This is a genomic window from Psychrobacillus sp. 05T411 (assembly GCF_056396485.1).
Genome location: NZ_JBFTLO010000002.1, coordinates 113,766 through 140,190 on the forward strand (window position 1 = coordinate 113,766; position 26,425 = coordinate 140,190).

Annotated in this window: 14 protein-coding genes; 2 read left to right on the forward strand and 12 right to left on the reverse strand. The window is 33.5% G+C overall.

What is annotated here, in order from left to right; genetic code table 11:
• Positions 1-42: 42 nt before the first annotated feature.
• Entirely contained in the window at positions 43-1,155 is a 1,113-nt protein-coding gene (locus AC1DFT_RS02070) for a hypothetical protein (RefSeq protein ID WP_477917154.1), read from the forward strand.
• A 187-nt stretch (positions 1,156-1,342) separates the two neighbouring features.
• On the opposite strand, the gene AC1DFT_RS02075 is transcribed toward AC1DFT_RS02070, so the two are convergent.
• The 10 genes from AC1DFT_RS02075 to AC1DFT_RS02120 form a co-directional block, all read right to left on the reverse strand.
• Positions 1,343-2,980 carry a DNA/RNA helicase domain-containing protein gene (locus tag AC1DFT_RS02075; RefSeq protein ID WP_477917156.1) on the reverse strand — a complete coding sequence of 546 codons (1,638 nt, stop codon included), beginning with the start codon at positions 2,978-2,980 and terminating at the stop codon, positions 1,343-1,345.
• 315 nt (positions 2,981-3,295) lie between these two features.
• Positions 3,296-3,877, reverse strand: a complete 582-nt coding sequence (locus AC1DFT_RS02080; protein WP_477917158.1) for a hypothetical protein — start codon at positions 3,875-3,877, stop codon at positions 3,296-3,298.
• Between the two features lie 979 nt (positions 3,878-4,856).
• Entirely contained in the window at positions 4,857-6,056 is a 1,200-nt protein-coding gene (locus tag AC1DFT_RS02085; protein ID WP_477917159.1) for a hypothetical protein, read from the reverse strand.
• Between the two features lie 1,534 nt (positions 6,057-7,590).
• Positions 7,591-8,649: a hypothetical protein gene (locus tag AC1DFT_RS02090; RefSeq protein WP_477917161.1), complete on the reverse strand. Its 1,059-nt coding sequence runs from the start codon at positions 8,647-8,649 to the stop codon at positions 7,591-7,593.
• Complete coding sequence (locus AC1DFT_RS02095) at positions 8,636-11,017, reverse strand: AAA family ATPase (RefSeq protein ID WP_477917163.1); 2,382 nt, start codon at positions 11,015-11,017, stop codon at positions 8,636-8,638. Before AC1DFT_RS02095 ends, AC1DFT_RS02090 begins: the two co-directional genes overlap by 14 nt.
• Before the next feature lie 222 nt (positions 11,018-11,239).
• On the reverse strand, positions 11,240-11,851 hold the full coding sequence (locus tag AC1DFT_RS02100; protein ID WP_477917165.1) for a hypothetical protein: 612 nt from the start codon (positions 11,849-11,851) through the stop codon (positions 11,240-11,242).
• 270 nt (positions 11,852-12,121) lie between these two features.
• Complete coding sequence (locus AC1DFT_RS02105; RefSeq protein ID WP_477917166.1) at positions 12,122-13,537, reverse strand: 3'-5' exonuclease; 1,416 nt, start codon at positions 13,535-13,537, stop codon at positions 12,122-12,124.
• A gap of 12 nt (positions 13,538-13,549) precedes the next feature.
• Positions 13,550-13,726 carry a hypothetical protein gene (locus AC1DFT_RS02110; protein ID WP_419959485.1) on the reverse strand — a complete coding sequence of 59 codons (177 nt, stop codon included), beginning with the start codon at positions 13,724-13,726 and terminating at the stop codon, positions 13,550-13,552.
• On the reverse strand, positions 13,719-16,376 hold the full coding sequence (locus AC1DFT_RS02115; protein WP_477917168.1) for a hypothetical protein: 2,658 nt from the start codon (positions 16,374-16,376) through the stop codon (positions 13,719-13,721). Before AC1DFT_RS02115 ends, AC1DFT_RS02110 begins: the two co-directional genes overlap by 8 nt.
• A gap of 3 nt (positions 16,377-16,379) precedes the next feature.
• Positions 16,380-19,448, reverse strand: a complete 3,069-nt coding sequence (locus AC1DFT_RS02120; protein WP_477917170.1) for a UvrD-helicase domain-containing protein — start codon at positions 19,446-19,448, stop codon at positions 16,380-16,382.
• A 290-nt stretch (positions 19,449-19,738) separates the two neighbouring features.
• On the opposite strand from AC1DFT_RS02120, the gene AC1DFT_RS02125 reads away from it, so the two are divergent.
• Positions 19,739-20,854 carry an HNH endonuclease gene (locus AC1DFT_RS02125; RefSeq protein WP_477917172.1) on the forward strand — a complete coding sequence of 372 codons (1,116 nt, stop codon included), beginning with the start codon at positions 19,739-19,741 and terminating at the stop codon, positions 20,852-20,854.
• Between the two features lie 259 nt (positions 20,855-21,113).
• Here AC1DFT_RS02125 and drmB read toward each other — a convergent pair whose 3' ends face one another.
• Together drmB and AC1DFT_RS02135 are read right to left on the reverse strand one after the other, a co-directional pair.
• Positions 21,114-22,958 carry a DrmB family protein gene (gene drmB / locus AC1DFT_RS02130; protein WP_477917173.1) on the reverse strand — a complete coding sequence of 615 codons (1,845 nt, stop codon included), beginning with the start codon at positions 22,956-22,958 and terminating at the stop codon, positions 21,114-21,116.
• Positions 22,955-26,425 (reverse strand): helicase-related protein, encoded by a 3,471-nt coding sequence (locus AC1DFT_RS02135; RefSeq protein ID WP_477917175.1) that lies wholly within the window; start codon positions 26,423-26,425, stop codon positions 22,955-22,957. The genes drmB and AC1DFT_RS02135 overlap by 4 nt, the downstream gene beginning before the upstream one ends.

A 26,425-nucleotide genomic window follows, 5' to 3' on the forward strand; every position in this document is an offset into this window, starting at 1 on the left:
CTTATACTATTTATGCAAGCTACTAATTAGGAGGAATAAAAAATGAAAAGAAAATGGCAAGGAATTGCAGTACTCACAATCAGCAGTATTATCGTAGCAGGATGCACGCTCAATGGAGACGCGAGCTCGAAAACCATAACAATTTCCGAAGATGTCAAATTTGAAAGTGCTTTATCTGAAGGAAGTATTATGGCAAAACACGGTGGTTCCATACCTATTGATGTAGAAGTAAAATACACCGGGTTCAAAGGGAATAATCTATTTTACAATCTAAACAAAGAAACGTATCATCTTGAACTGGGGACGATGAAAAAAGAGAAAATAGCAGATGAGCCTTTCTATTTGTTATCTGAGAATGGTAAACGCGCATTGTCTCTTGTGAACGAAGAATTTTACGCACTCGATTTTCAAACGAATACGAAACAGTTCATTGCAACAGGTTCAGAAGAATATATGACCTATTTCGGTGATGAAGAAGGTTCAACAGTCATTCAAGTGATTCATAAAGAAAGTGATTTGGTTTTAGAAAAAACAATCCTTGCGAAAGACCAAAAAACATCCTGGACAATCTCAGACATGTTTGAGTGGGATGGTTTATCCATTTCATCTTTTCAATCGAGTAGCAATGGAGTATATATAGTAGGGAAATCATTACAAGAAGGTTATGGATTTTATCATTTGACGGAAGATGGAGAAATGGAACAATTATCTCCACTAGAAAAAATAGATTCGATTAACCACTATCATTTTTTAGACGAAGACACAATTATCTTTAATGATATATACAACGGAAAATCTGGAATTTATACACTAAATTTTAAGACGGAACAAGTGACACAGCTTGTAGCAGGTGGCGAAGATGAGGAAGGTATTTGGGTACCATTTTATAAACTATCCCCAGATAAAAACAAAATTCTATTTGATGCACCTGTCCAGGTAGGTAAAGAGTATAAGACAAATGTTTATATAGCTGAGTTAGTGAACGGAAAAATTTCCAACCCATCTTTGATTATGCAAAATGCAGATCTATATGGTGTTATATCCCACACTGGGTATTGGAGTCAGGATTCGAATACTGTCTTTATTAGTACGACTATTCCTGGAAATGAAATGATTGATACTATTGAGGTCTTTCAGGTTCAATTAGGTAAATAAAAAAACAAGTGGCTGACATAAGTATATTTTTAAACCAAAATTTAAAAATTTCACATCAGAAAGGCGCGAGAAATCAACATTACTAAAATTGATTTCTCGCGCTTTTTAAGGTTTTAAGTAAATCTGTCCCAGCCTCTTACCTGCTATACATAAACTGGAGTAATTCTTGTCTGGGAAGCACTCGCTGCTATTCATCTGCTTTTTGATATTCTAATAATTTTTCACGTAATGCTTCGTCACTTGCGTAAATATAAATTCCCCTAATACCACGCTTCATCAAAATGTTGATGGAATTAAGAACGATTTTTTCTTTCGCTTCATTAATATTTTCAATGCCTTCGATACCTGTGTAAGCACCTTTATCCATGTATTTACTTGTATCAATAACAATTTCATCTTTGGTTGCATCATATTGTACAGAAGGGCCAAGGACAACACCAACGTAATTTAAATCGAAGCCTTGAATTGTATAAATAGAGCCAGCTTCATGAACTGTCTCCGCTTTTTCAGCCCATGTGTATTTGGTGCTTGTTGTGTTCCATGGCATTTTGTATTCTCCAGTGGATTCTTTCACGTAATATGTACCGCCATCTTTTTTATGTAAGTAATCGAATGTTGATACAACACGACTTAGACCAAATGCATTGTTTTGCTCCTTAATTTTTTCGTGCATATCTTTCATATTTTCAAACACTGCAAATTCATAGTTCTTATCTTTCGGAATTGGCTTTAACTTTTTACGTTTAAAAGAGTTAATCCAGTTAATCACATCATCGTTTGCTTGCATACGGAACTGGTTTGTTAATTGGTATTCCTCATGATAGGTACTATGCTTCTTTAATTGCTGTAACGTTGCTGCCCCCCATAAGCTTTTCAACTTTAATACTTGATCCTGATCATAAATTATGACAACTACCTTCGCTAACTTCAGTAGTTCCTCTAAGTGATTGTTGCCGTGGAAGTTATTGTACGTATCAGATTTCGTTAATAATAAATGCGCCTCATCCACGAAAATGATATCTACTTTTTTGCTCTCTTTTTGCAACCTATTTACAAGAGGAGTGGGTTTTGCAAAGTTCTTCCCTTTTAGATGTTTCACTTGTTTCGCAATGCCTTTGTACGTCTTGAACATTTCTTCATGGTTCACGACTAAATAATTTTCTGTACCAAAAAGATTAGAGGATGCTTCCTCTGCACGTTCCTGAATCGTATTAAAAATCGAACTTAGCACGACGCTTTTTCCAACGCCAGCCTCACCTTCAATGACTAATAAGCTGCCATATTCACTTGTAGTTGCTTTTACCTGCTTCTCACAAAATTCGAGTACTTTTTCTTTTAATTCGAGTTGTTCTAGGGATAGTTCTTTAAATGGAGATAATTTAAAAATGTCTTTGTTTTCGATTACATGTAACTCATGGTCGACAAGCTTTTGTTCATGCAACTTCTGCCAAAGTTCTTTAAATAATTGTTGATCGTAATATGGCTTGTTGTAGTAGTTGTGGGTAAAATCACTTGCCGTTTTACTTTTATTTTGAAGTGTATATTTTTCATCACCTAGGAAGTAGTTAATGAGTTTCGTCTCTAAGTGGAACGTTGCCGAACGATTAAACTTCTCATGTTTAATGAGATTAATTTGGTCAATATTTTTACGTCCTTTAAAATGTGCCTTCATTCGATTTTTAAAATAAACCGTCTCACCGATGTAAGCTTCCTTATTGCCATTTAACACGTAAATAACTGGATAATTTAAAAATTGCTCGTTATTGCTAATTTGGCTCATGCTTTCAGGTTTAAACGGCCATGAAAGTACTTCAATTGCTGTCAAACTGACACCTTCTTTTAATTAAAATAATGTATTTTTAGATAATAGAAGTAAAGATAAATGTAATCTATTAAAATTTAATTTGTCTTCATCCATTATTAACATGCCTAACTGACCCTCTCTTAAAACTACCTCACCTACGCAAGTCACAATTAATTCTTCCCCATTATCATGAAGTTTCTTTAATCCCTCCAGCATAGGATTTATAGTTAAACTCGAATTTACATAGAATGCTTCTTCAAGATATAGAGTAAATGTCAATCTATCATAATCATCAGTTAAAGTAATAATTGAGTATTTTTCTCTTATTTTTACTTCCTATAAATACCCACCTGTACTCATGGTTAATCCAATATCGGCAAATTCAAAATCTAGTATTGATAATCTTTTTCTAACGGTTGGATTTCTTTCTCCTTCTCTTACTTCATCAGCATCTAAAGAAGTAGTGGGTATGTTAACCACAATATCCTCAAAATCCAAACTATCTTGTCTCTCTATTACTTTATTTTTTCTATTTCTCGCTTTCTGATTTTGCTTCTGTAATCTCTTAATTCGTTCATCATCGGTCTCATTAAATTTATCAAAAGTTTCTTTTAATACTTTTTTAATATGATCTTCCTTTAATCTAGAAACAGCTTTCCCAGCAATTCTAATAGATCTAGCGCCAGTTTCAGTTTCTTTATAGAATGGGCATTCTTCAATATGATTGTAGCCTTTCCATTTCTTAAAATATGCTACTTTAGCACCTTTAGGAATATAAATTAATCTGCAGTTACAATGTGCAATCTCACAATATAAATTCTCTTTTACTATTGTATAATCTTCGTGGTGTGTAATAGATTCTAGTGTCACAATCTCTTTATCAGTTCCATTTCGAAATGCTGCTCTATCAATTATCATACCGCACCACCTGATTTATATTAGTTAAATTTTATCACATAAGAGTGAATTTTTGTATAACTTGCATTACCAAATAAAAATCGCCCCTCAATTTTAGAAGGACGATTAAATCTTAATTAACTTTTTCTTCACTAGGTAAGTGATTCAGCAACACATTCAATCCTTCCACTAGTCTCTCTAGCTTGTTGCTGGCCCTTGTACAATTATTAGATGGAAAAGAAAGGGGAGTATCCGACAGTGAAACAGTCGACTTTTAAAACACAATAAACATTGACGCTCACGTCCCGTAGAAGGTTAAAGTGGAGACGGTGCACCATATTTCTGATTATTGAAATTTATAGATTTAAATTCGAGCCTTTTAGTATATAAAGTTTTTATTTGAAAAACTCCACTTGTAACTTCAAAAGGAAAATTTACGTTTTATGTCACATGACACTGTATTAAATCGTATAATTTCGTAGTATGGAGCTGGCGGATTTGAAACAACCATTATATCAAGGTTTGCAGGGACAGTTTATTTCCAAATAATAAATCCTCTTTTTGTCATATAAACCCCAATATATTTCATTTAAATCTTTAAAATATTTTCTACCTAATTGTGGCTCAACCACTTAAATAAAGTCAGCTATTCCATACATGTACCCTTTGTAATTTGCTAACTCTAATCTTCCTGTTTCAATCAAATGATCTTGTACACTGTATTTATTTTAATGGAACTTTTATACCTCTATCAGTTAACATTCTACCTGTAAAATTTTTGGGTTGATTATCAGAAAATAGCTTTTTTTACATTCAATAAAAATCCCCATTAGTTTAACGAATATTCTAAAAAATACATAAGTTCAAACTTTAAATCGCTTCGAATTTGGAAACCTTTTTCTGAAAACGCTAGGTCGTCAGCATATCTTTTTTAACTAACATCATGTTTAGCGATGTCGCACTTATCAGTTATTATAATATAACATCGTTCCTTCTTAAATTATTTTCTATAAATATCCCCATATGCCGTATGGCCTGCCATTTCTATCATTTTTGTCGTACTACCATACTCTACTGATTCTCCTTTTCTTATATAATATCCTTGTGAGCGATACTCATACCTATTAGTTAACTCCCCAAATAAAATCCATTGTAAATTATCAACAGACATGTTTAATATATTGTAAGCATATTGAATTTTTGTTTCTGAAATAACCTTCATACCTGTTCCATATATTTCTTTCTGGAACCAAAGAAATAATCCGAATGCCTGTTTCCTATCTCCATATTTATCAATTTCTTCAATTTGTTGCATATGAGCGTCAATTTTTTCAACAAGCCTTTTATGTATTGTATATATTCTATTCGCAATAATTTCTGAAGAAACCTTTTCATTTAACGCATAAGGATATATTCTTTTTATCTCTTTTATCTCCGGGTTAAAATACTTCAATATTTTTCTTTTCTTAGCTTTAGTAAAGTTAAATACACATTTATATTCTTCGACACATAACTTTAGTTCTTCATAATCATATCTTTTTAATGTTTTAATAGTTTCCATCATTTCGTCAATATAGATGTCATACTTAACAATTATGTCTTTGAGACTTTGTTCGACTTCGATTACATCATCACTAAATCTTCTTTTTCTAATTTCCGGATGATTCTCTAGCACTTCCTTAAGTTCATTTCTATGCTTAAATGATTCTATTTCTCTTATTTTCTTATTATACTCTCTGATTTCACGTTTCATTTTCTTAGGTACAGTGTGTACGACATTATCTATTGACTCATTGAATTTTCTCTTTCTTTTATTATCTAAATATTCAAAGTAATAACGTTGTTCTAGTATAAAATATTCTCCTTCATGTTCAAGAAAGGGAATTTCTCTATATATTTTCTGTAATTTATTGTTTTCACGAGCAATCTTTAGAATTTTCTCCCTTTTTTCCGAATTATATTCATTTATATAAAATATCATTGCAACAATAGCACTTCCTAATACACCTGAAGTAATTGTCGTGAAAAAAGACCTTACTTTTTCAACATCTATATTGGAATGTACTCCCAGCTTATGTTCAATAGCATTTCCAACATGTAGCATTATATCAGTAGAAATAAAATTAAAGATTGTAAAAATGAAAAGCATAGCAAATATTACATCTACAGCTTTTTTTACATGTTTTATTCTTAAGTTCATATCTCATTCTCCTCTTTTATATGATATGGATAGTCAATCCTATTCGGACAATAAGATAAGGTGTATGAATACCAAGAAAATTACAATATACCTTTAATCATTCTATCAAAAACACTTATAATTTACGATATCTTGACACTAACCGACATTATTTTTCGTAGGGTTCAATTTTTAGAGGGACGATCAAATTTTAATTAACTTTTTCTTCACTAGGTAAGTGATTCAGCAACACATTCAATCCTTCTATTAGTCTCTCTAGCTCATTACTGGCCCTTGTACAATTATTAGATGAAAAAGAAAAGGAACATCCGATAGTGGAGCAGTCGAAGTTCAAACCACAATATAACAATAACGCTCATATTACTTAGAGGGTTAAAAATAGACCACTTGAGATGTCCCTGATTATTTAGTACTATATAGTTAGATTTCAACCTTTTAGTATACAAAGGTTCTAAATGAAAAATCCCCCTTGTAACTTCATAGGTAATTATATTTTCTTAAAATAACTTTACTATAAAGAAAATATTAAACAAAACAAAAAACTCAAACATAAAAATCCTAATAAAAATAAAGCATAAACTTTCCAATCGGAAAATTTATGCTTTTTGTAACATGAAACTGTATGAAATCCTATGATTTCGCAATATGGAGACGGCGGGAGTCGAACCACTGTCTTTATAAAGTGCTGTAATACCAATGTTTTCAATGGTTTTTAGCTATTGTTCTAAATGCTTGATTACGTTTTTGACTACGTTTAATAAAAATTACGTTGCGGGGGCAAGATATTTCCTTTATTAAACCTAGAGATCGAGTAACTAAAGTTATTCAAAAAGTTTTATTGTAAGGCTACAATTCCAGCTCCAGCCAAACTCCACATGTGTGGAGTGTATGTGTCAACACATTGATTGGGGGAATTATAATGCTTGACTATTTTAGAACCAAGCATAATGGTTTTTGTTTCCTTAAATTATACTTATATAAGCATACCTTTACTCAAATAACATTTCCAATAATCCCAGTACCTTATGGATTACTAAAATTTATTATTTATATACACAATTGGGATTAGCCCTTTTAAGAACCTCTTTTTACCAAGTGTCTTATTTGTTTTTTAACTTAATTATTTCGACGTATTTAATTTAGGTTGACATTTGCTCAAGAGGAAGTGGTTGTTTCTTTAAAACTGATCAAACAGCAACGTTTTATAGGAATATTCTCCAAAGTATTGTGTTTATACAATTTTAAAGAGCTAATAGACTGATTCACTTCATAACAGAGATTCGATGATGCGCTATCTATTTTAACATCATAGATATCAATTTGGATAGATTACCGAAATACGCTCTAAGCTTGGATAAACAACCGAATTAATTCATTAAGATAGTTTGTATTCCTTCAATACTCAAGTAAGATTAGGAAACAATACAGTTATTCATAAGTTCACTAATATAGTCCTCAGGTAATTCTTGCCAAGTTATATCAACAAAATCAACTTCGTTAACTAATTGTTGGTCCTCATTCCTGAAGAAATATATTACTTGTTTTTGGGATTCATATTTGGAATTATTTCTTTAATTAATATATCTTTTTTAACTTTACTAAGAATTGTAGAATCTAAATCTTCCATTTCATTAGTTAAAGTTCTTTTAAACTCCTTAAAGTTATAAGATTTATCTAAAGATGTTAAGTAATTATGGCTATATAATAATGATCTTTTTATACTTTTATTTATAATATCTTTATATAGCTCGTATCTAGTAGTTAATTGATAGGTTTCCTCGTGAGTTTTCACTTTTTCCACATCACTTATTTTATATGGATTTAATGAAAGTTTGTAATTATCATCAATACCCATGATTTGAGAATAAAAATCCTTACTATTATTATGTTGTATTGAAAATTCTCGTTTAAAATATGCTATGTTATCAAAGCCCTCCAAAAATGGATGCGTACTTTTATTTAAGATACCATCTATATTACCTTTTAATTTTGAATTACATATACTACAACTTGGTACTAAATTATAAATTGAAATTACTAGCATAGGATGTTTGCTTTGTGTGAAGAAATGATCTAAATCAGGACGGATTTGAAAACTCCTATCACCAAATCCTTTAACTTTTTGTGTAAATGTATACTGAGTATTACAATAAGGGCATATTGAAATATTTAGTGATCTATTATATATTATAGGACTCCAAAAGCTATTCTTTGTTAGAACGAATTTATTGTAATTAAAAATTAATTTTAAAATATTATTTACTTTTTGTAAGTCTTCGTTGGAAGTAATCGAATATTTTCCTTCTAGATAATTGTAAAAAGCAGCTTCAATTTGTAAAATTTTCTCAGGTTTTGATACCAGTATATTTTTGAAGTTTTCGTCAATATAATCAATTATAAATTTAAAATGTTCTTTACTAAATTTTGCGCAAAATTCTTTTACTTCAATTATATCAGATTCATAATTATTATCTTTATGGTATTTTATAAATGAATAATAAATTAATTCAGGTTTATAATTCTTTGGTCCAATATCAAAAAAGTATCTATAATGCTTTATTTTCATATCAACGGAAATCTCAATTTTTTTCATTATTTTTTTCCTCTAATAAATTCTCAAGTTCTGCTATTTTCATTTTTAAAACCATTAATTCATTTTCTTCACTATGTTCTAGAATTTCTTTGTTTAAAAGCTCTATCAATTTTGATTTTACTAGAGGTTCACCTACAATATTGATGAAGGATCTATATTCTTCTATTTTTTTAAAATCAAATTCCCTAAATAATTCATTAATAAAATCATTAATTTTGTTCTTAGCAAACTGCCCTGTCAAGCCATCCTGTATAAAGAATTTTGTTGATAAAAGTTCATTAATATTAGCAGCAAAAGTATCTTCAATTAAAAAGTCATCAGATTCTAGCGGATGCATAAACAAAATATTTTGGTTTGTTATATCTGACACAATAAATGGTGAATGTGTTGTAATAATTAATTGAATTTTTTCGAATGGCATCAAATAATTAAGTGATTTTATAAGCATATCTAAATATTTTTTTTGCCATTGTGGATGTAAATATAAATCCCCTTCATCAATAAATAACAATAAATATCCACTTAAATTTTTATAATAATTTATTCTATTTAAATTACTTAATAAATTTAAAATAGCTAACTCACCACTACTCATATTCCTCCAAGAAAATTTTAACATCGAGTTTTTATAGCTACTTTTAAATAACTTGAAATAGTCAACTATTTCCATAGAATTTATATCAGTTTTAAAATTAAAAGTACTATTAGTAACTTTGTTCATTTGAGATTTTTCTAATAAATTTACTATGTATTCGACAAGTTTTTTTTGCTTTGTATAATTAAAATTTATTTCTTTTTCCAATTCACTTTTTATTCCATTAAATATAGATTGAAAAATTTCTCGAGAAATTTTATCTGATTTTTTATTAAAAGTCATTTTAGTAGAATTAATTATTTTATTAGAACTATGATTGTTTTCTAACTCTAATAAATAGTCATCTAGCTCAAGTGATTCAAAAATTATAGCATTCTTAATCATAATCATTAAGTTGTTGGTTATGAAATTAAAAAAATGTTGAATGCTTTTTTCCCATTTGAACTCTACTATTTTTTCATATTTTTCATTATATTCAACTTGTTTGATAATTCGTTCTCTATTTTCACTTTCTAAATCCATTAATATCTGACTCTTAAAATTAAGTATTTCATCAGGATCTTCTGGGTCATATGGAAGATCATATATAAAATCATCATCATTTTCTGTTATGTCTTCTATATCTAATGAATTGAATTTGTTAATTAAAAAATCAATATCTTTTATAAATAAAAAGAAGTCCTTAATTAACTTATCTATATCTAAATAAAAAGTATCGTCTAACAAATTTTCTTCTAAAATGTTCTTTAAATTAATCTCCTTAACCAAGGTTTGAAAATAATTTATAAATAAATCTTCTAATAAATGAGTACTTAATAAATTTAAGACTTCTTTTTTCTCAAAATCTAAATCCACAGTCTCAATATATCTATTTATATCATTTATAACAGCTAAATTATACGATTTTAAAATATTCTCAAGTTTAAGGTGCAAAATTTTAAAATTCCCGTTCTTTTCAGAAAAACCCTTTATTTTTTCGAAACTTTTCGAATCAATAATACTTAACTTATCATTTATTATTTGCAGTATATAATTAATGTCTCTATAATCATATCCTAATTTATCAATTTCATAATATAAATCCAAATTTTTATGCGTCTCGATATAAACTATATAATATCCAGATAACTTTTGATATTTAGTACCATTTAAATATTCTAGATTAGGTTCAAATACAACTTCTTTTGGATGTCTCAAATCATCTAGCCCATTCTTTTTGAGTAAATCTGGATTTTGAGATATTAATAAAAGTTGGTTATAGGTTAGTTTACTTTTGGCTATTTGTGAAGATGAACTTTCTTTAAATAACTCATAATTTAAACTTAAATCGATTAATTTTTCGTCTGATTTTGCAAACAAATCATTACCATCTACTACATTAGTGTATATAGCTCTAGTGCATAAATCATTAAAATTAATTTTCGATATTTTTTCATAATTTGTATTTTTTTCAATATCTAAATTATATGAATTAAAATAATACTGATTTTTATCTTCTGATTTTAATATGACTATGTACTTTTTAATTCCTATTTTTTTTGTATCCCCACTTAATATATTATTGATTTGATAAATTAAACTAGTTTTACCGCTTCCATTAGCCCCCACAAAAGCTAAAACATTAGTAAATTTTTCACCGTAAAATAAAGTTGTATCGAATTGTTTGTGTTTTCTTACAATTTCATTATCAACTACGTTATATATGTATTTATTACTCAGTTGAATATCTCGTTCATAATCATCTAATACAATTTTCATATATTCTATTATCATAATAATCCCTTTTATGTACCTCCAATTTCCTTAAGAAACAAATTTACCAGATTACTTATCTAATTCCTTTTTTCCTAATTCTCTATCAATAAAAAATTCAAAGGTCATTTCCCCATCCTCTTATACTTCATCTATTCCAGTAATTGCATGGATAGGTTACAGTTAGTTGTACAATACAATTAACTGTAACCTATCCACTCTCTATAAGAGAGAATATTAATATTATTCAATTTTAATAGGATAAACATAATCCTCCCACAATTGTGGTCTAGGATTATTACGGTTTCCTATTCTAATTGATACATTATTAAACGGCATATTATATAGTGCTGCATAAATTGCTTCAAAGTACCTACAAAATGATAGCTTTCTCCCCCAAGATGGAGCAGGGTGATTGATATCTTCTTGCAAAGATATCCATTTAATATTACTTATTATTGCAGGAATACTTAGGCCTTGGAAGTTTTGATTATTTATATTATTGTGATTGAAGCTTGTACCTTGCAAAGGAGAAACATCGTAATATAAATTCCTTAAAATGTTCGCAAAATCACCATATTGATTTACGTTATTTTGTACTTTATCATATAAATCTCTTGCAATATTAAGATGTGTCAATTCAACTCTTGCAGGAGCGTTGGGTGTCGAATATCCTACTGAAAAATCTAATTTATCTATGGTGTTATATTGTAGTCTCCTTCCAAAAGTATAGAACCCAGGAATCCTAATAGTAATCTCATGTTCAGAAATCAAACCTTGATTATACAATATAACAAAAGAAGGATATGGGGTTGACGGATTTCGTACTAACTCCGAATAACCACCTCTATTCAACTGAAGATATCTCCTAAGATTATTAGCATTATTCTGATTATAAAAATGCTGTACGTCACCGTATAGTTGTACATAGTTCCTATTTTCCAATATACACCTTCCCCTTCCAAACTTAACCTTAACAAGGTTAAGCTTCTTTGAACTTTTTAGATTAGCGAATTGATTTCCCATCATTTCTTCAAAATTTTACATTAGATAACATTCGAAGTAGATGCTTTTTCTTATAAAATATAATTGATAATACAATCACTTGGCACTACTGTTCCTCCATTAATGCACTTCATATGTATATAAATCTTTAACTAGTTCCCCGATATAACGTGATGGTGTGCCTTTGTACGTTAAATATACATTTTCCTTTGCACGGGTCATAGAAACATATAGAAGACGTCGGTTGATGTCAATTGTAGAGGTGATATCATCTTCTAATCGATTTTGTAACGACGGGAAGCGATCGTTAAGTCCGGAAATGATTACATAATCGAATTCCAGTCCCTTCGCACCGTGCATCGTTAATAACTTTACGCCCGGTGTTAAGGCGCTGCCGTATTGGTCTCGAATAATTTCGCTTTGGATGTCGCTATAGTATAAGCTTTTTCGCCAACCGTCTAATCGATGACTTTCAAATAGTAAAACCCCAATTGTCGGCTCCCAGCCATCGGCCTGTGCCTCAGCTTGAATATCCTTAATGAGCTTAGCAACTAACTCCGTTTCATACTTGTACGAGTTCGCATTCAGTATCCCTGGCAGTAACCCTGACTCCTCTGCATCATATTCCTGTTCGATGTCCTCAGGATTTAACGTCGAGTCATGCTTCAATAGCGAATTGGCTAAGTCCATAATTTCCTTCGTACTACGGAATGCACCACTTAACTTTTTCGTACGACCACCTTGTACTTTAATACCTACACTTAGCCAAGTGAAATCGGTTTTATAAATTTTTTGTCCTAAATCCGCAGCAACTACTAATCCTTTACGTGCTACCTTACGTAACGATATTAATTGTATTTGCGATAAATCCTGTGCCTCATCGATAAATATGTAGTCGTATTCGAATTGCTTATTCACTTGATCGATATTGTCATTTACGACGTTTGCGTAATCCTGCCACATATATAATGAGTTCACATTTAAGTACGAGTTCCACGCCTCTAAAATCGTGTATATGACTTTACGATCACTCGCTTGAAGGGCCGTCCCTCGACCAGTACGTTGAATGCCTTTATACTCGCCGAAAGTTTTAATACCTTTATCTTTAATCCAAGCAATCTCTTCTTCTACAAACGCTTGATATTTTTTATCTGTATAGAAGCGGTGTGTACCAGATAAATGAATTAAAAATGTACTAAATGTGTTCTTATCAACAGGCTCTTTATACTTCCTTAATTTATGAAGCACTTTCACCGTCCACTTATGATAGGTGAAAACATCGACATTTAGCTTTTCAAGGTCCATTTGCAACTCTTCTTCAAGATCGTTTTTCAGAGATTCATTAATATACTTTTGCAGCGTATTATTGAATGTAACAAATAAAATAGAAGCAGTTGGGTCTACCTCAACGATGTTTTGTAACTTCGTTAGTAATACAGTTGTCTTTCCACTTCCAGGAATACCCTTTACTAAAACATGTTCTCCTCTCGCGTTCACTGCATCCATTTGGGTTGGCGTTAATATATACTTGACCATGCTTTACATCCTCTACAATTCTTTTAGTTGGTTCTTTATCGATTGTTTTTTACTGCTTTCATTGCGATTGCGCTGTCCTCTCGTTCGTCGAATTGGTGAGGTAGAAGTAGTAATTTCATTCACTGTAAGAACTTTCCTAGCTGTAGCATTACTTAGCAGCTTTAGTTTCGTTAAAAGGTTCTCATTCATCTTTTACATACTCACTCTCCCTGCATCGATTTTGAAACGGACAGTATTTACAATGGGCCCCTGGGTTTGCAAAGCTTTTACCGTTTCTATCAAGGTGACCAAACAACGCGATTGATTTTAAGTTATCTTCAAAGGAAACATCATCTACTTCCACAGACTTCGTAAAGTAGCTCCACTTTTCTCCATTAATCGCGAGAATCGAACGCTTCGTTTCATCCCATTGTGTAAACCAACCGGAGACAATTTCTCGAATTTCTTCCTTCGATAATGAAATACCGTAACGCGTAGAGAAAAAATTCAGCTGTGCAATATACTTTTCAAAAAGGAACCGATGATGAAACTCCGTATCAAAGCTTGGTGATTCTTGCAATAAATAACTTAATGCCATTCGTTTATTACACACCGTCTTCGTTTCCTCCAGGAGTGCCGATTGCTTCCGTTTGTTGAAACTGATTGTTTTCGGCGTATAGCCAACCTGCAGTTTGTTAAAGGCTGTTTCGTTATCTTTCGCATTAGCGCTAGCGGTTTTAATATTCAGCAAGTCTAAGTAGAAGGAACGCTTCAGCTCCTTTTCCACTCCGATGTTTGCAACGATTGAAAACTTCAAGTTAACCGCATTCACCATAATTAAATAAAGTAAATACTTCGTAATCGCTGCATCGTATTTTTTACGCTTTTGCACGAGCTCTAGCAGTGAGCTATTGCACAGCTCATCCATCGAATCATCATTAAATGGCCAAGTAACTAAGTTCTGTGATAACGGCAATGCTTTATTATCTAAAAAAGCAAGGTGGACGGATTGGTTTTCCGCAAAGGGTAAAAAGTCACCGTCTTGAAGTGATACAATCTTACTGTCCATCAAGCTTTCTCCGAATAGCGAGTTATCCGTATTTTCCAGCTCTTCGCTAAGGAAGAAGCGCAACCCTTGGATTAGGTCTTGGCGATCGAAATGTTCAAAATCACTTTCGCGCATTTCACGAAGCTTATCAAGTAGGTGCTCAGCTACAGTAATTTCATCCTCCCGTTTGATATTTGGCACAATTTTATCCGCTAAATGTTTAAGCAGACGCTCTACATACATTTTGACATCAATTGTTTTGTCCGTAAAAATAATATTGTATAGCTCTCTCACTGCTTCTAGCGCTTCTAAAATAAAATCTAAGTGTTCCACCTTCACATCAAAGTACGATAATAATCGATTTTTATAAACATAAATTTCGTTGTCTGCTGTTAATGTTATATCGTCAGGTATTAATGCCGCTTCAATGCGCTCCTTATCCACGCGAATCTTTTCAATTTCTACAGTCCATTCCTCAAAAGTTGTTTTGCGATTTAGTCGCTCCTCCAGCTTTTTTAAATCCTTTACGAATAAGTGTGTGGAAGTACCTGCTACCTTTATATAGCCCGAAGCAAAGATGCGCACCAGGATATCAACACTTAACTCTTCGCGGTCGTTAAATTGTTTCACTTCTTCATGAAAGGTCGTTATGTTTAAGGCATGCAGGTCGATTAAAAATTGTCCGATTGGATAATCCTTTAGCGTAAGTGGCTTCATCGAAGCGACGTCCTCAACTTGAGAACGGATTTCACGTGCTCGAGGCGAAATAAGAAAATCATGAATTTCCTTATCGGTATGCACCTCGTTTTCAATAAATCCCTTAAACTGATACATATGATTAAATTCATAATACTTATCCGTCATGTCCGTTATGTCTAGGCTGAAATCCCCCTCGCACGCATGCAGGAACTTTTGGGCGATTCTATTCATATATGCGGGCGTTTTACTAACAGACTGGAAAACATATTTATCCTTTTCTAAAAACACGTCCACGGCTTCAAAAACATTTGGATAACCTTCCTGGTAATTAATCAGCTGCACAATGTCATAGCCAGCCTGATCCAGAGCATTGATGATTTGTTTCTGAATCGGCGTTATGAAGTAAAATCCGTGAAGGACGATTTTTTTGTTTGATAATAAGCGCGTCGTTGCTCTACGAATGAAACCCTTTAGTTCCTTTTCATCATAGTCTCGAGTGAGCGGCTTTAAATTCGCCATTTGACGTTCAAGGTCATTGTCGTTGTTGTACACATCAGATAAAATGTCCACAATCATGTCGGTAAACGTTGCTTCAGTATCGTTCTTAAATTCCTCTATCCATTGTCGATATACAGTAAAGGATTCATCCTGTTCTAGGGATTTCCATATGCTTAACGCCAACTCTTCCTCTACGGAAATATTTGGCGTTAATTTGTTTCGCACTTTGTCACTCGTTTCTTCTGCCTCAGTGAACATACGTAGTGATCGCAGTAATACTTGCTTATTTTTTGACATCGCATTGAAAACTTTTTCATTTTGGATGACGTTTGCTTCTGCTAGTTCACGCAGCTTTTGTGAAATGACCGAAAACTGTTTTAATTGGGTTTTTGAGCTATACCAATACCAGCTCTCATCGCCGATTTTATTTAAAATTTGACCAAAGGTTAAGACGGGGCTCTTTAACCATTCGTTTTCTTGAGATAAATGCTCATAAATCCCTTTACGCAAGGACGTGGTCGACGTAATATGTAGCGCATCGTTCCATTGTGAAAATACAGAATGGTCTTCATATAGCTGTTCGACAGTCCCATAGGTCAAAACTTTTATTGACATTGGTTAGCGACCTCCCTTGATAAGGTGATGCCATGTGTTTGGCTTTTGTGCATGATAAGTAGAAACAGGTTTTTCCATATCGAATATTGCGAGGCATTCCTTCGCACGGGTTAATGCTACATATAAATTTCGCGTTTCTTCCTTTAAAAGCTGTGGTTTTTCATTGTTCATCATTTCATTGTAGTTGTCCGTTACATTTTCAAAATCTTTTCCAGCTTTGAAATACCAAGCATAGTCAACGTTATTTTCTTCGTCTGCTTCTACAAGAATTTCGCTATTTCTCGCATACGGTAACACGAATTTTTCATGAACGTACGGCAAAATAACCGTATTGAACTCAAGTCCCTTTGATTTGTGAACCGTCATCACTTTAATATAATCCTGCGTGAAATCTGCGTCCGTTAATTCCGCCTCATCGTCACGATTATTCGTGGCGATTTCAACGCTTAACCATTTGTACAATGAATACAAATCCGTATTTTCATTTTGTAAAGCATTGTTCATTAACGTCATAATTTTATGTAAGTTTAAAATGTATTGCTTTTCTTCATTTTCTAATAGGTTTGCTGCTTTTTTGTCTGGTACCTTAGCCGTCTCCAAATTATCTTTAAATGGTGTGTTTGATAAAAAATCATTTAAGACAATATTGGCTGGAGCTAGCTTAAATTGCTCGAGCGCCTTTTCCCATGTAATCGGAACTTCGAAGGTTAAATCGTCCATTTTAAAACAGCCATCTTCCTCCTTTAGCTCGGGCAAATCAACTGGCCTACAGAATGCCGTTTGGGAAAGCTCAAATAGCGCAAGCGAATCATCCGGGTTTAACCATGAATAAAGAAGTGCATTTATATCCTTTGCAGCAGTGGTTTTAAATAACGTCCCTTCCTTCACGATTTGGATTGGAATCTTAAGGCGCCGGCATTGCTCAGTCAATAGATCATTAATCGCACTGACTTCTCTATTCTTTCGGACTAATATACTTAATACGCGAGTATCGTCTTCTTTTTCTTTCGGGCGTTGTACCATTTCATTGTATAGTTCTAAAATCGCCTCCAAGCTAATCGGGTTATCACATTGGATGTAGCTTTTTTTCGCGAGACTTTTCGGACGAGTTGATTTCATGCGCTCATCGTTTGTTAAATGACCAAGTTTTCGCCAGTTAGTGAAGATATTCTCGATTTCATTTAATACGTCCTCCGCTGTGCGATAGTTTTTCACAAGCTTATGACTTACGACAACGCGCTTCGATTCTTCCAGCTGCTTGGAAATAAGTTCAAAGGCAGTCACGTTTGCACCACGGAATCGATAAATCCCTTGTTTAATATCCCCTACGACTAATAATGGAATTTTGGCGTTGATGCTTAATTTGGCTATGAATTCGATTTGTAATCTGTCCGTATCTTGAAACTCATCGATAAATAAATAGCGGAACTTTTTGCTTAAGCTTTCCATTGACCGATCGCTATCGATTAAGCGCTTCAAATATCTTGTTAAATCCGATAAACCTAAAACGTCGCGCTCTTGCTTATAGTCGTTTAAACTTTTTTCAACACCCGTAAGCGTATTCACCATTAACGCTTCAAATGAATTCGTCGGCGATACTTTGTCTATAATGCTCTGAGCGAACGCACCCTTTTGCTCAAGCTTGTCCGCAAAGGTCGTAACAAAATCACGCACTTGGTAATATTCGATTCCTTCTAAAACACTCGAATCATAAGTGTTTGAACAATATGCATCATTTAAATGCTTTTCGATAAACTCACGTTTTTTCATCGTCAATGCTGAAATGGTTATGTTTTGACCAAGACCAATATGGTGACCATAATCGTTTAGCACAAACTTCGCAAAGGCCGGAATCGTCATAATCTTCATCTCACGAAGCTCTTCTAAATAACGCATAAAGCGGTTATCCTTTGTTTTTTCATACATATCCATGAAGCGCTCAGACAACTTTTCTAAAATGTTATTTGCTGCTTCGTTCGTAAATGTAATCATTGCCACTTCATTTACATGGTCGATGTATCCCATGTTCAATAAATAAAGAGTACGTGACACGAGCGTATACGTTTTCCCTGAGCCGGCACCTGCCATTACTGCAATATCCGCAGCGGCTAACTCGTGTTCTATTTTATATTGATCGATGTTAAAGGTTTCGGAATCTTGATTCTTCAATAATGGCTCGTATTTTTCAAAGTCTTTCCCATCGTAAATAAATATGTTGTGGTCGATACTAAAATCGCAATAATAATAGACGATTCCTTTACGCCCGTAGTCCTCTTTTTTCTGCTTAACTTCAGCTTCTGAAACGTTTCCAATTTCCAATACCGAATGCTTTGCCACATCATTCGTTTTCACAGGCGGCAGCGTTAAAGGAATGCTTTCAACAAAATCATCGAACTCGTCAAAGTTGTCATCGTTTAATGAAGGCACAATGTCGTTACTATTTTGTAGAGCCTCTAACACAAGATCAACGTCACTTTCACTATAGAGCGTGTAGATTGAGCCAGAAATCGTCGTTAGCCGTTTACGCTCACCCTTCCCTTCTGTACCGAAGTAAAGCAGCTCATAGTTGTTGTTGCCCTTATATTTTCTGTAATGCTGTTGCTTTCTTTCCTTCATGTTTTTACCACCCGTGAACAGCTGCAATCCTAGTCGTTTGTCGCCCTTCTGTAGTAAAATATCCGTCTGTGCTTGTAAATCGAAACGATATTTGATTTCGACATTGTCAAACTTACCACTTTCCTTTAGCAAAAAGTAAAAATGCAAATCTCGAACTAGCGAATTGTATGCCTTACGCACCGCGGTAATTTCGCTAAAGTACTCTATTTCCCTAATTTTATGTCGACGGATATAAGCCCCTTCAAACTCCTTCACTGAGGGTAAATCCTGAAGCTCTAGTATTAATAAGTACAGTTCTTTCAAAAGTAAAGGGCGTCGCTTTTTAAACTTACGATATTCAACCCGCTGGAAGTCCGGTTCAATATATTTGGCTGCTAATTGTTGTTCTATGTATTCAGCTGATTTTAAAAAGGAAAGCACTACTTGCAATTCAAACTTATTATAAAAATTCGCCATATACTCACTCCTGTTGCATTTAAATTGTTATATCAAATATTTTTTTAAAATCTATGAAAAATCTAATAAAATAGTAGTTATTATTCATTTAAGTATAGTATTATCTATCTAAACTGTCTAATTTATTTGGTATTTCTAGAGGATAATATCCTCAAAAATACTGTACAAAAAATGTATCATATCATTAGGGATATCCTTTGAAATAATGCATCTAGGATGCTTTGTTCGAAAAACATCATTATTATAGATTATATTTAATGAGTACCAATTAAATAGTTGAGGTGTTAATAATGGTAGAATTTAAAAACTTACGAAACTCTGATTTAATACCTGGAGAAATATTTGAAGCTGGATTAACAGGCGGCTTTTTTGCAGATGAAGTAATTAGTAATATTTTTAAATTTGATAACTTGAGAGGTATTGGTAATCAAGGTGGAATCCGTAGAGCAATGATTGAAAACAATCCTTCTTTTATTAATGAAGAAGCCTTTCTAATTATATTAGATACAAAAAGTGATTCAGACTGGCCAAATAAATTTAATAGTTCAACCAAAATTTTGAACTATTATGGTGATAACAAAGATTGTAAGAAACATTATTTAGATACTAAACAAAAAGGAAATGCAGCTTTTGAAAAATACTTTCATAGGGCTTATAGTAATACCCATGAACATATTGCTCCCTTCTTTTACTTTGAACGTATAAATGGAAAGGATGCACGATTTATTGGAATAGCAGTTCCCTTTGTTGAAAAAACACCATTGAATACTGCATTAGAGTTAGGAAAATTCATAAAAAGTGGAGAGGGTGAGTACGAAAATTATGTAGCCAGTTTTACAATTCTTGAGGTTCCTGTTCCACGTAAATGGCTTTACGACTTGAAAGTTGGTAATTTCGAAAGCAAATATATACCAACTGTTTGGCATAATTATTTGCAAACTAGAAAACTACCTCCCAATAATGATGTTAATGGTATCTTTCCTAACTCAGATATAACTAATCCTCCCAGAAACACAGGGTATCGCATGACAGCATATCGTAAAACTCAAGCGAAATTTCGTAGTCAACTATTAGACCGTGAGTCTGGGTGCCAATTGTGCAGGCTATCTTTACCTTCATTATTGGTAGCAAGTCATATTGTTCCTTGGGCTATTGCTGACGAATCTCAAAAAGCAGATCATAATAATGGGTTCCTTCTTTGTGTCTTCCATGATGCTTTATTTGATAAAGGTTATATTAGTTTTAATGAAAAAGGTCAAATTCTCATATCAGATGAACTACCATCCTCTGAGTTTGAACGGTTACATATTAGTGAACAAATGACTATAAATATACTTCCTGAACAAGAAGAATACCTACGTTTTCATCGAGCTACAATTCGAACTAAAATTTCCTTTTCAGAGTAATGCAAAAAACAAACTCGAGCTATGCGTTTCAGACAGTAGACAAATTTAAAGATTTTTAAGTTTATCTACTGTCTTTACTTTTTTTCACTAAAAGCAAGACTATTGAATTTCTTTCCCCTCTTGAACACCAACCAGCTTTTATAAACATTTCAGTTTAACCCTTCTAAAGATAAATTAAAAAAGCATTGAGAAATGAATTCCCGATGCTTTTTTTGACAATATAAGCGGTTCTTTTTTGATAACAAAGAACTAATATAATCTATATTTTATTAAGTTGAAAAAAACCTAACTTTGGATCACTCAATAGAGTTCTATCTAAATACATATTCCCACATTCACAGGACGTTTCAGGAATATAAATACAATTATAACAAGCTGAGCCATTCGAACCGTGTAAGCCTTGCCCCATCGTCATACCTAGCTCCGTACAAACCGGATCCGAACTACACCAATGTGATTTCCCAAGGGCCTTATCGAGCATATGGAAAAATTTCATTTTATTTCCTAAGCGTACAAGACCACCAAATGTCCCTTCGATGTCACCTGCAGACGTATAAATAAGTATACCAGCTTGATTTTCATTCATATATAGACGCTCACGAATAGAAGCCATATTATACCCACTTGTATTCGCTATTTCCTCCATAATTAAATGAGCAAGTGAATGCATCATAATATTTCGTGGATTATTAATAATTTCCGGCATATAATGCTTCATATTGGCAATACGATCTAAATATTTTTCAAAGTATTGTTGCACTTCAACTTTTTGTTCCCATTTACCGATTTCCACCAAATCAAATTGAATGAAAATCCCTTCACCAAAAACGCTATACGCTGGTAGCCACTTTTTCTCGTTCGGTATTTCTTTATGATACATTAAATCATAACTTGGTTTAAATTTGTAAGAGCCGTCCTCTTCAACTGAACTTAATCGTTTAAAACCTGCTAAAGCAGCAGTCTCACGAAGCTTTGTTACACGATTAATTTTTTTAATGAACTTTGTATATTCACCTGCATAGTCTTCGGCATCGGCATCTTCATTCGACCACTCTTCAAAAATTTTCAAATACTCTTCGTTCTGAGCAGACTGTAAAACATCAAATTCTTTTTCTCGTAAAATCATAGGGGAAGATAAATCACCGTTATCATCATCAACACTCATACTCGATTCCATGTAAAGAATGGTCTTTTCACAATCTTCTTTCGACACAACTAACTGTGAACTTGCTGCATTATAAAGCATCTCTACTTTATCCTTTATATTATTCTGAGATTGGACTAGCCCATGTACAACTGTTTGACGCTGTAAAAAATCTAATAACATATCCACATTATGATTCTTTTCACCTGGCAATGAAATAACACTTACCTTTTGTGGCAAATATACGTTGATAGAGTTTCGTAAAATAGCAACAGTTGGCTCATTACATGGCTCAAATTCATCCGAGCACCATGCTTTATGACCTTTACATATAAATTTGCGCTCATCTCCATATAATTCTTCTGTTATTACTGAACTATTCTCACGCTTAGCGGTAATACCACGTAAGGAACGATTTTTTCCGCATGAACATTTAATAGACCAAGAATCAAGCGTTGCTCCACCACTTGTATTTAATGTCATTGTGCCTGTACATTCCTGTCCGCTGTGTACCCATTCAACCCAAGGGAAATCAGAAATATGTCCTTCCCTACAAATGGTAATAAACGGTACTTGCTTCATATAACGATTCTCATTACACGTTCTACAAAACTTACGTGAACTTTCCGCACTATAATTTAAACGATGCAACTCCTTACAAAACGGACAATAGTGCCATAACGGAAAACGTAATAAAGGTATCATTAAATTCGAATTCGCTGTATCTTCATGCGCCTTGCGATAATCTGGAGGCAAATAAAGTTTGTTAACACCTAAAAACCCTTTTAGACGAGGTTCAAACACTTCAAATTCCACACGATTTTTTTCATTCTTCGTTTCTTTTGTAAACCAATAATCTAATGCACCGACAATTGCAGTCTCTCCTTCAGGACTTACAATTAAAGAGCCTGGACCATTCGATCCTATGAGCTGACTTCTTCTTAAAGGCAACCTTCTCATGATAATAAATCCTCCAAATCGTCATCTATACTCGTAGATGTTACATCTACATTTGAAATATCCATAGTTATTTTTCCAAGACTTGTAGCGTCGACACTTCGAAGTGAGTTAATCATTGGAATAGCATTTGGATATACTTTTGAGGCAATCGGGTCGCCACTCATATACATCATACCTTGAGCATCCTCATCACTTGCTTTCCAACTAGTAAATTTAGCACTTAGCATTAATTTATCAAACTTTAAAAATGCGTTTTTAAACGATTCCACTTGCTCTTCATCAACCAACTTTACGCGAGCAGTGAGCTTTTTAACAAAATCTTTAAAACTTTCATCTCTTTTTATCGCAATATACTCATCTACATTCGGTTCCATCGCCATTACTTTTGAAAAACGCTGCCTTAAAAATGCAATGATAACTGCATTTAAACCTCGGTCTAAACTCGCATCAGAAAACGGAGTCACGCTTGTCGTTTCAACTTGCGCATAGAGACGTTGATGATATTCGATAAAATGTTCAAAATGTGACTTATCACGTGAATTTCGGTTCGAGTACAGTGTAAAAATAATTCCCGGTCTTTCCATCCAGCGACGTCCCACACGACCTGTTACTTGAATGTACTGAGCTGTTGTTTTCGGCTGTCCCACAACGGTCATCATCGATAAGCGGTCGATATCGACACCTACTTCAATAATATTGGAAGCTAGGCATACATCTAACACTTGTTTTTGATTTTTCACTGTTAGCTCAACTTTCAATTTATCAATGGTTTTTGTTACTTCATCACTTTGCATACGCGAAGTTAATTCAAGAGGATCTTTGATAAAACGATTTTCTTGATATCCTTCTCGATTTTGAATGGAGCGCATATAGGTTGGTATGTCCATTGAACATAAATTAATGCCAGCACCTAAGTCACGTAAACTATTATAGAATGAAAGTAATGTCCAATACGGATCTCGTTCATTCACCGGAAGTTGATTTCCTTCTTGTAGTACACCTGAAAATACTTTAACCTGAGCCATTAACAACCCAACATTAGATGTGAAAATTCCTGCATATTTTCGTCCAGGTAACGGCTTTCCATTTTCGTCAACAGCCACTTTTGCGAAAAAGGAATCGTCAATATCTAGCCCTGGACTTGGAAATAATTTTGCTTGCTTACGACCAAATAAACATTTTGCCTGCATTCCAAATTCCTTAATCGTAGCTGTCGCTGAAATAATTTTCGGTTTTATACGCTTTCCTTTTACCGTTTTTGTACATAATTCCTCAATCACTGTTTCAAAGAGCCCTGCTAATGTTCCAAGAGGTCCAGAAATTAGATGGAGCTCATCTTGAATAATTAAATTGGGGGGTGTCACCAATTGCTCTCCGTTTTCGCTAATCCCGAAAATAGCCCTTGCTTTCGGATTCCATGTCAGTTGTACAAATTTATCAACCGTACCTATTAAAAATGTTGGTTTATACTCATAAATAGCTTCATCGATAAAATATACAGGAATTTCAGCGGAGAAATCACATTCCGTATCAGGACAAAATGTCACGAATCGGCTTCCTACCTTTTTATAGCCTACAATTAACGTATTTTTGCCATTGCCTATTTTTCCAAGTGTACAACCGCACCAAGGACATTTCGATACAACGAATTCACTATCTCTTCTACTTTGCTTTATTCCACGTAGCTTCTCAAATGCAACACTATAACTATTTGGTGACGTACTACCCCCAACCCACATCCCAATTGAGTATGGCGTTTTTCCTAAATATTGTGGCTGTTCTCTTCGAATCACTTCCATTGCACACATTAAACGTGAAGAACGTTGGAACTGATCTGCTGTTAGTAAACGTAATGTGTAGCGCATTATAACGTCCACGCCAGCATCTTGAGGATTTAAAATACGGCGATAGAACATTTCAAATGCAGCAACACCTAAATACGCTTCTGTCTTACCACCACCTGTTGGGAACCAGATTAAATCGACAATATCTCTTTCAAGTGACTCATCATTTACAATCGAATCGAGCGACATTAAGAAAAACGCAATTTGGAATGCACGCCAACTATTTGTACTTGTTTGCAATTTATCTAATTTAAATACAGTATCTTCATACGGTATATCAAATGTAATTTCTGAACCGTTTATTGTTGCTGTACGAGTTTTTTTACCATTTACTTGTTGCAATAAAATTGCTCTATTAGCAAGGATAAACGCATCTTTCACTTGTGTATTCTTTAAATGCTGCAAGCCATTTTCCATTCTTACTAAGCTTTCCCTACATAAATTTAAGTTGCACATTGCGGCATTATGTAACTTGGCATCCAGTATAGGAATTTTCACCTCTCTTTCATCAATCCACTGACGATAGCCATGAATAATTGGCATTAGAATCATTTCTAATTGTGCAATAGATTTCGCATTGACCAAATCTATCATTTTAATATTGATTTTTTCTAATTTCCCATCAATCATCACATCTACATCAGGTGTCATACTTGTTGTTTCATACGTTGGGATAAACGTTGACCGAATCTCTCTAACTACTTCAGCATCATCCCAGGTTATAGAGCAACCGTGGCCAAACGCATAGTTGATTTTATTACGATATAATAACTCGTCATTTGCTTCATCATCTGTCATTGGTAAATTTCGCTGATAATGCTTAGGATAGCTAATAAACTTGCCTTGTTCATCTGTTTGTAAAATAACCCCTGCCTGGAATAACATCACTTCATCTGATTGACTGCTTTCCTTTTTACCTGTTTTCGAGCGATTCGTTACTGTTACAGTCGTTAAACGTTGACCATAAACTTCGCGGCACTGGATATGAAGCTCCATATGAATACTAGTAATCTCTTCATTTAGCTTATTGAAAAGCCGTAGACGCTGTTTATATACACGCTGCTCTAGCAAATCCTCCACTTGCAAGTCCACTTTTGAATCCACCGTCTCACGAAGCCACCATTTCCGATTCCCTTTTCCTTTAATCGTAATCATATGCGATTTGTAACGTGCACCTTCTAATTTAACAGTCAGTATTTTAGTATCATTACTAATGTTGCATGTCACACCTAAAGAAGATGGTAGTCGCTCATCATTTTGAATCGCAACCTCTTCCGAATCTTCTTCCACTATGGCATCTCGTTCAACAGGCTTCTTTTCTTCAGTAGCATTTTCCAATACGACTTCATTACCTACTGTTTCTCCTACTGTTGCATCAATTGGGAATAGTACACCTGCTGCATAACGACGCGAAGGGTATTCATACTGTAAAACTTCCTCTTGTACGCCACCATTCGACCAGTAATAATTTTTATATGCTTCGTCTGCTGCCAGTTCTGTATCCCCTATCACATTTAAAGGTAACGAGAAGTCATGTATTGCGCTTGGTCCCACAATTTCTACTTTTGCTGCATCAATCATTCTTTCACGATTAAGAAGTGACTTGTCCATTGTTAAGTTCAT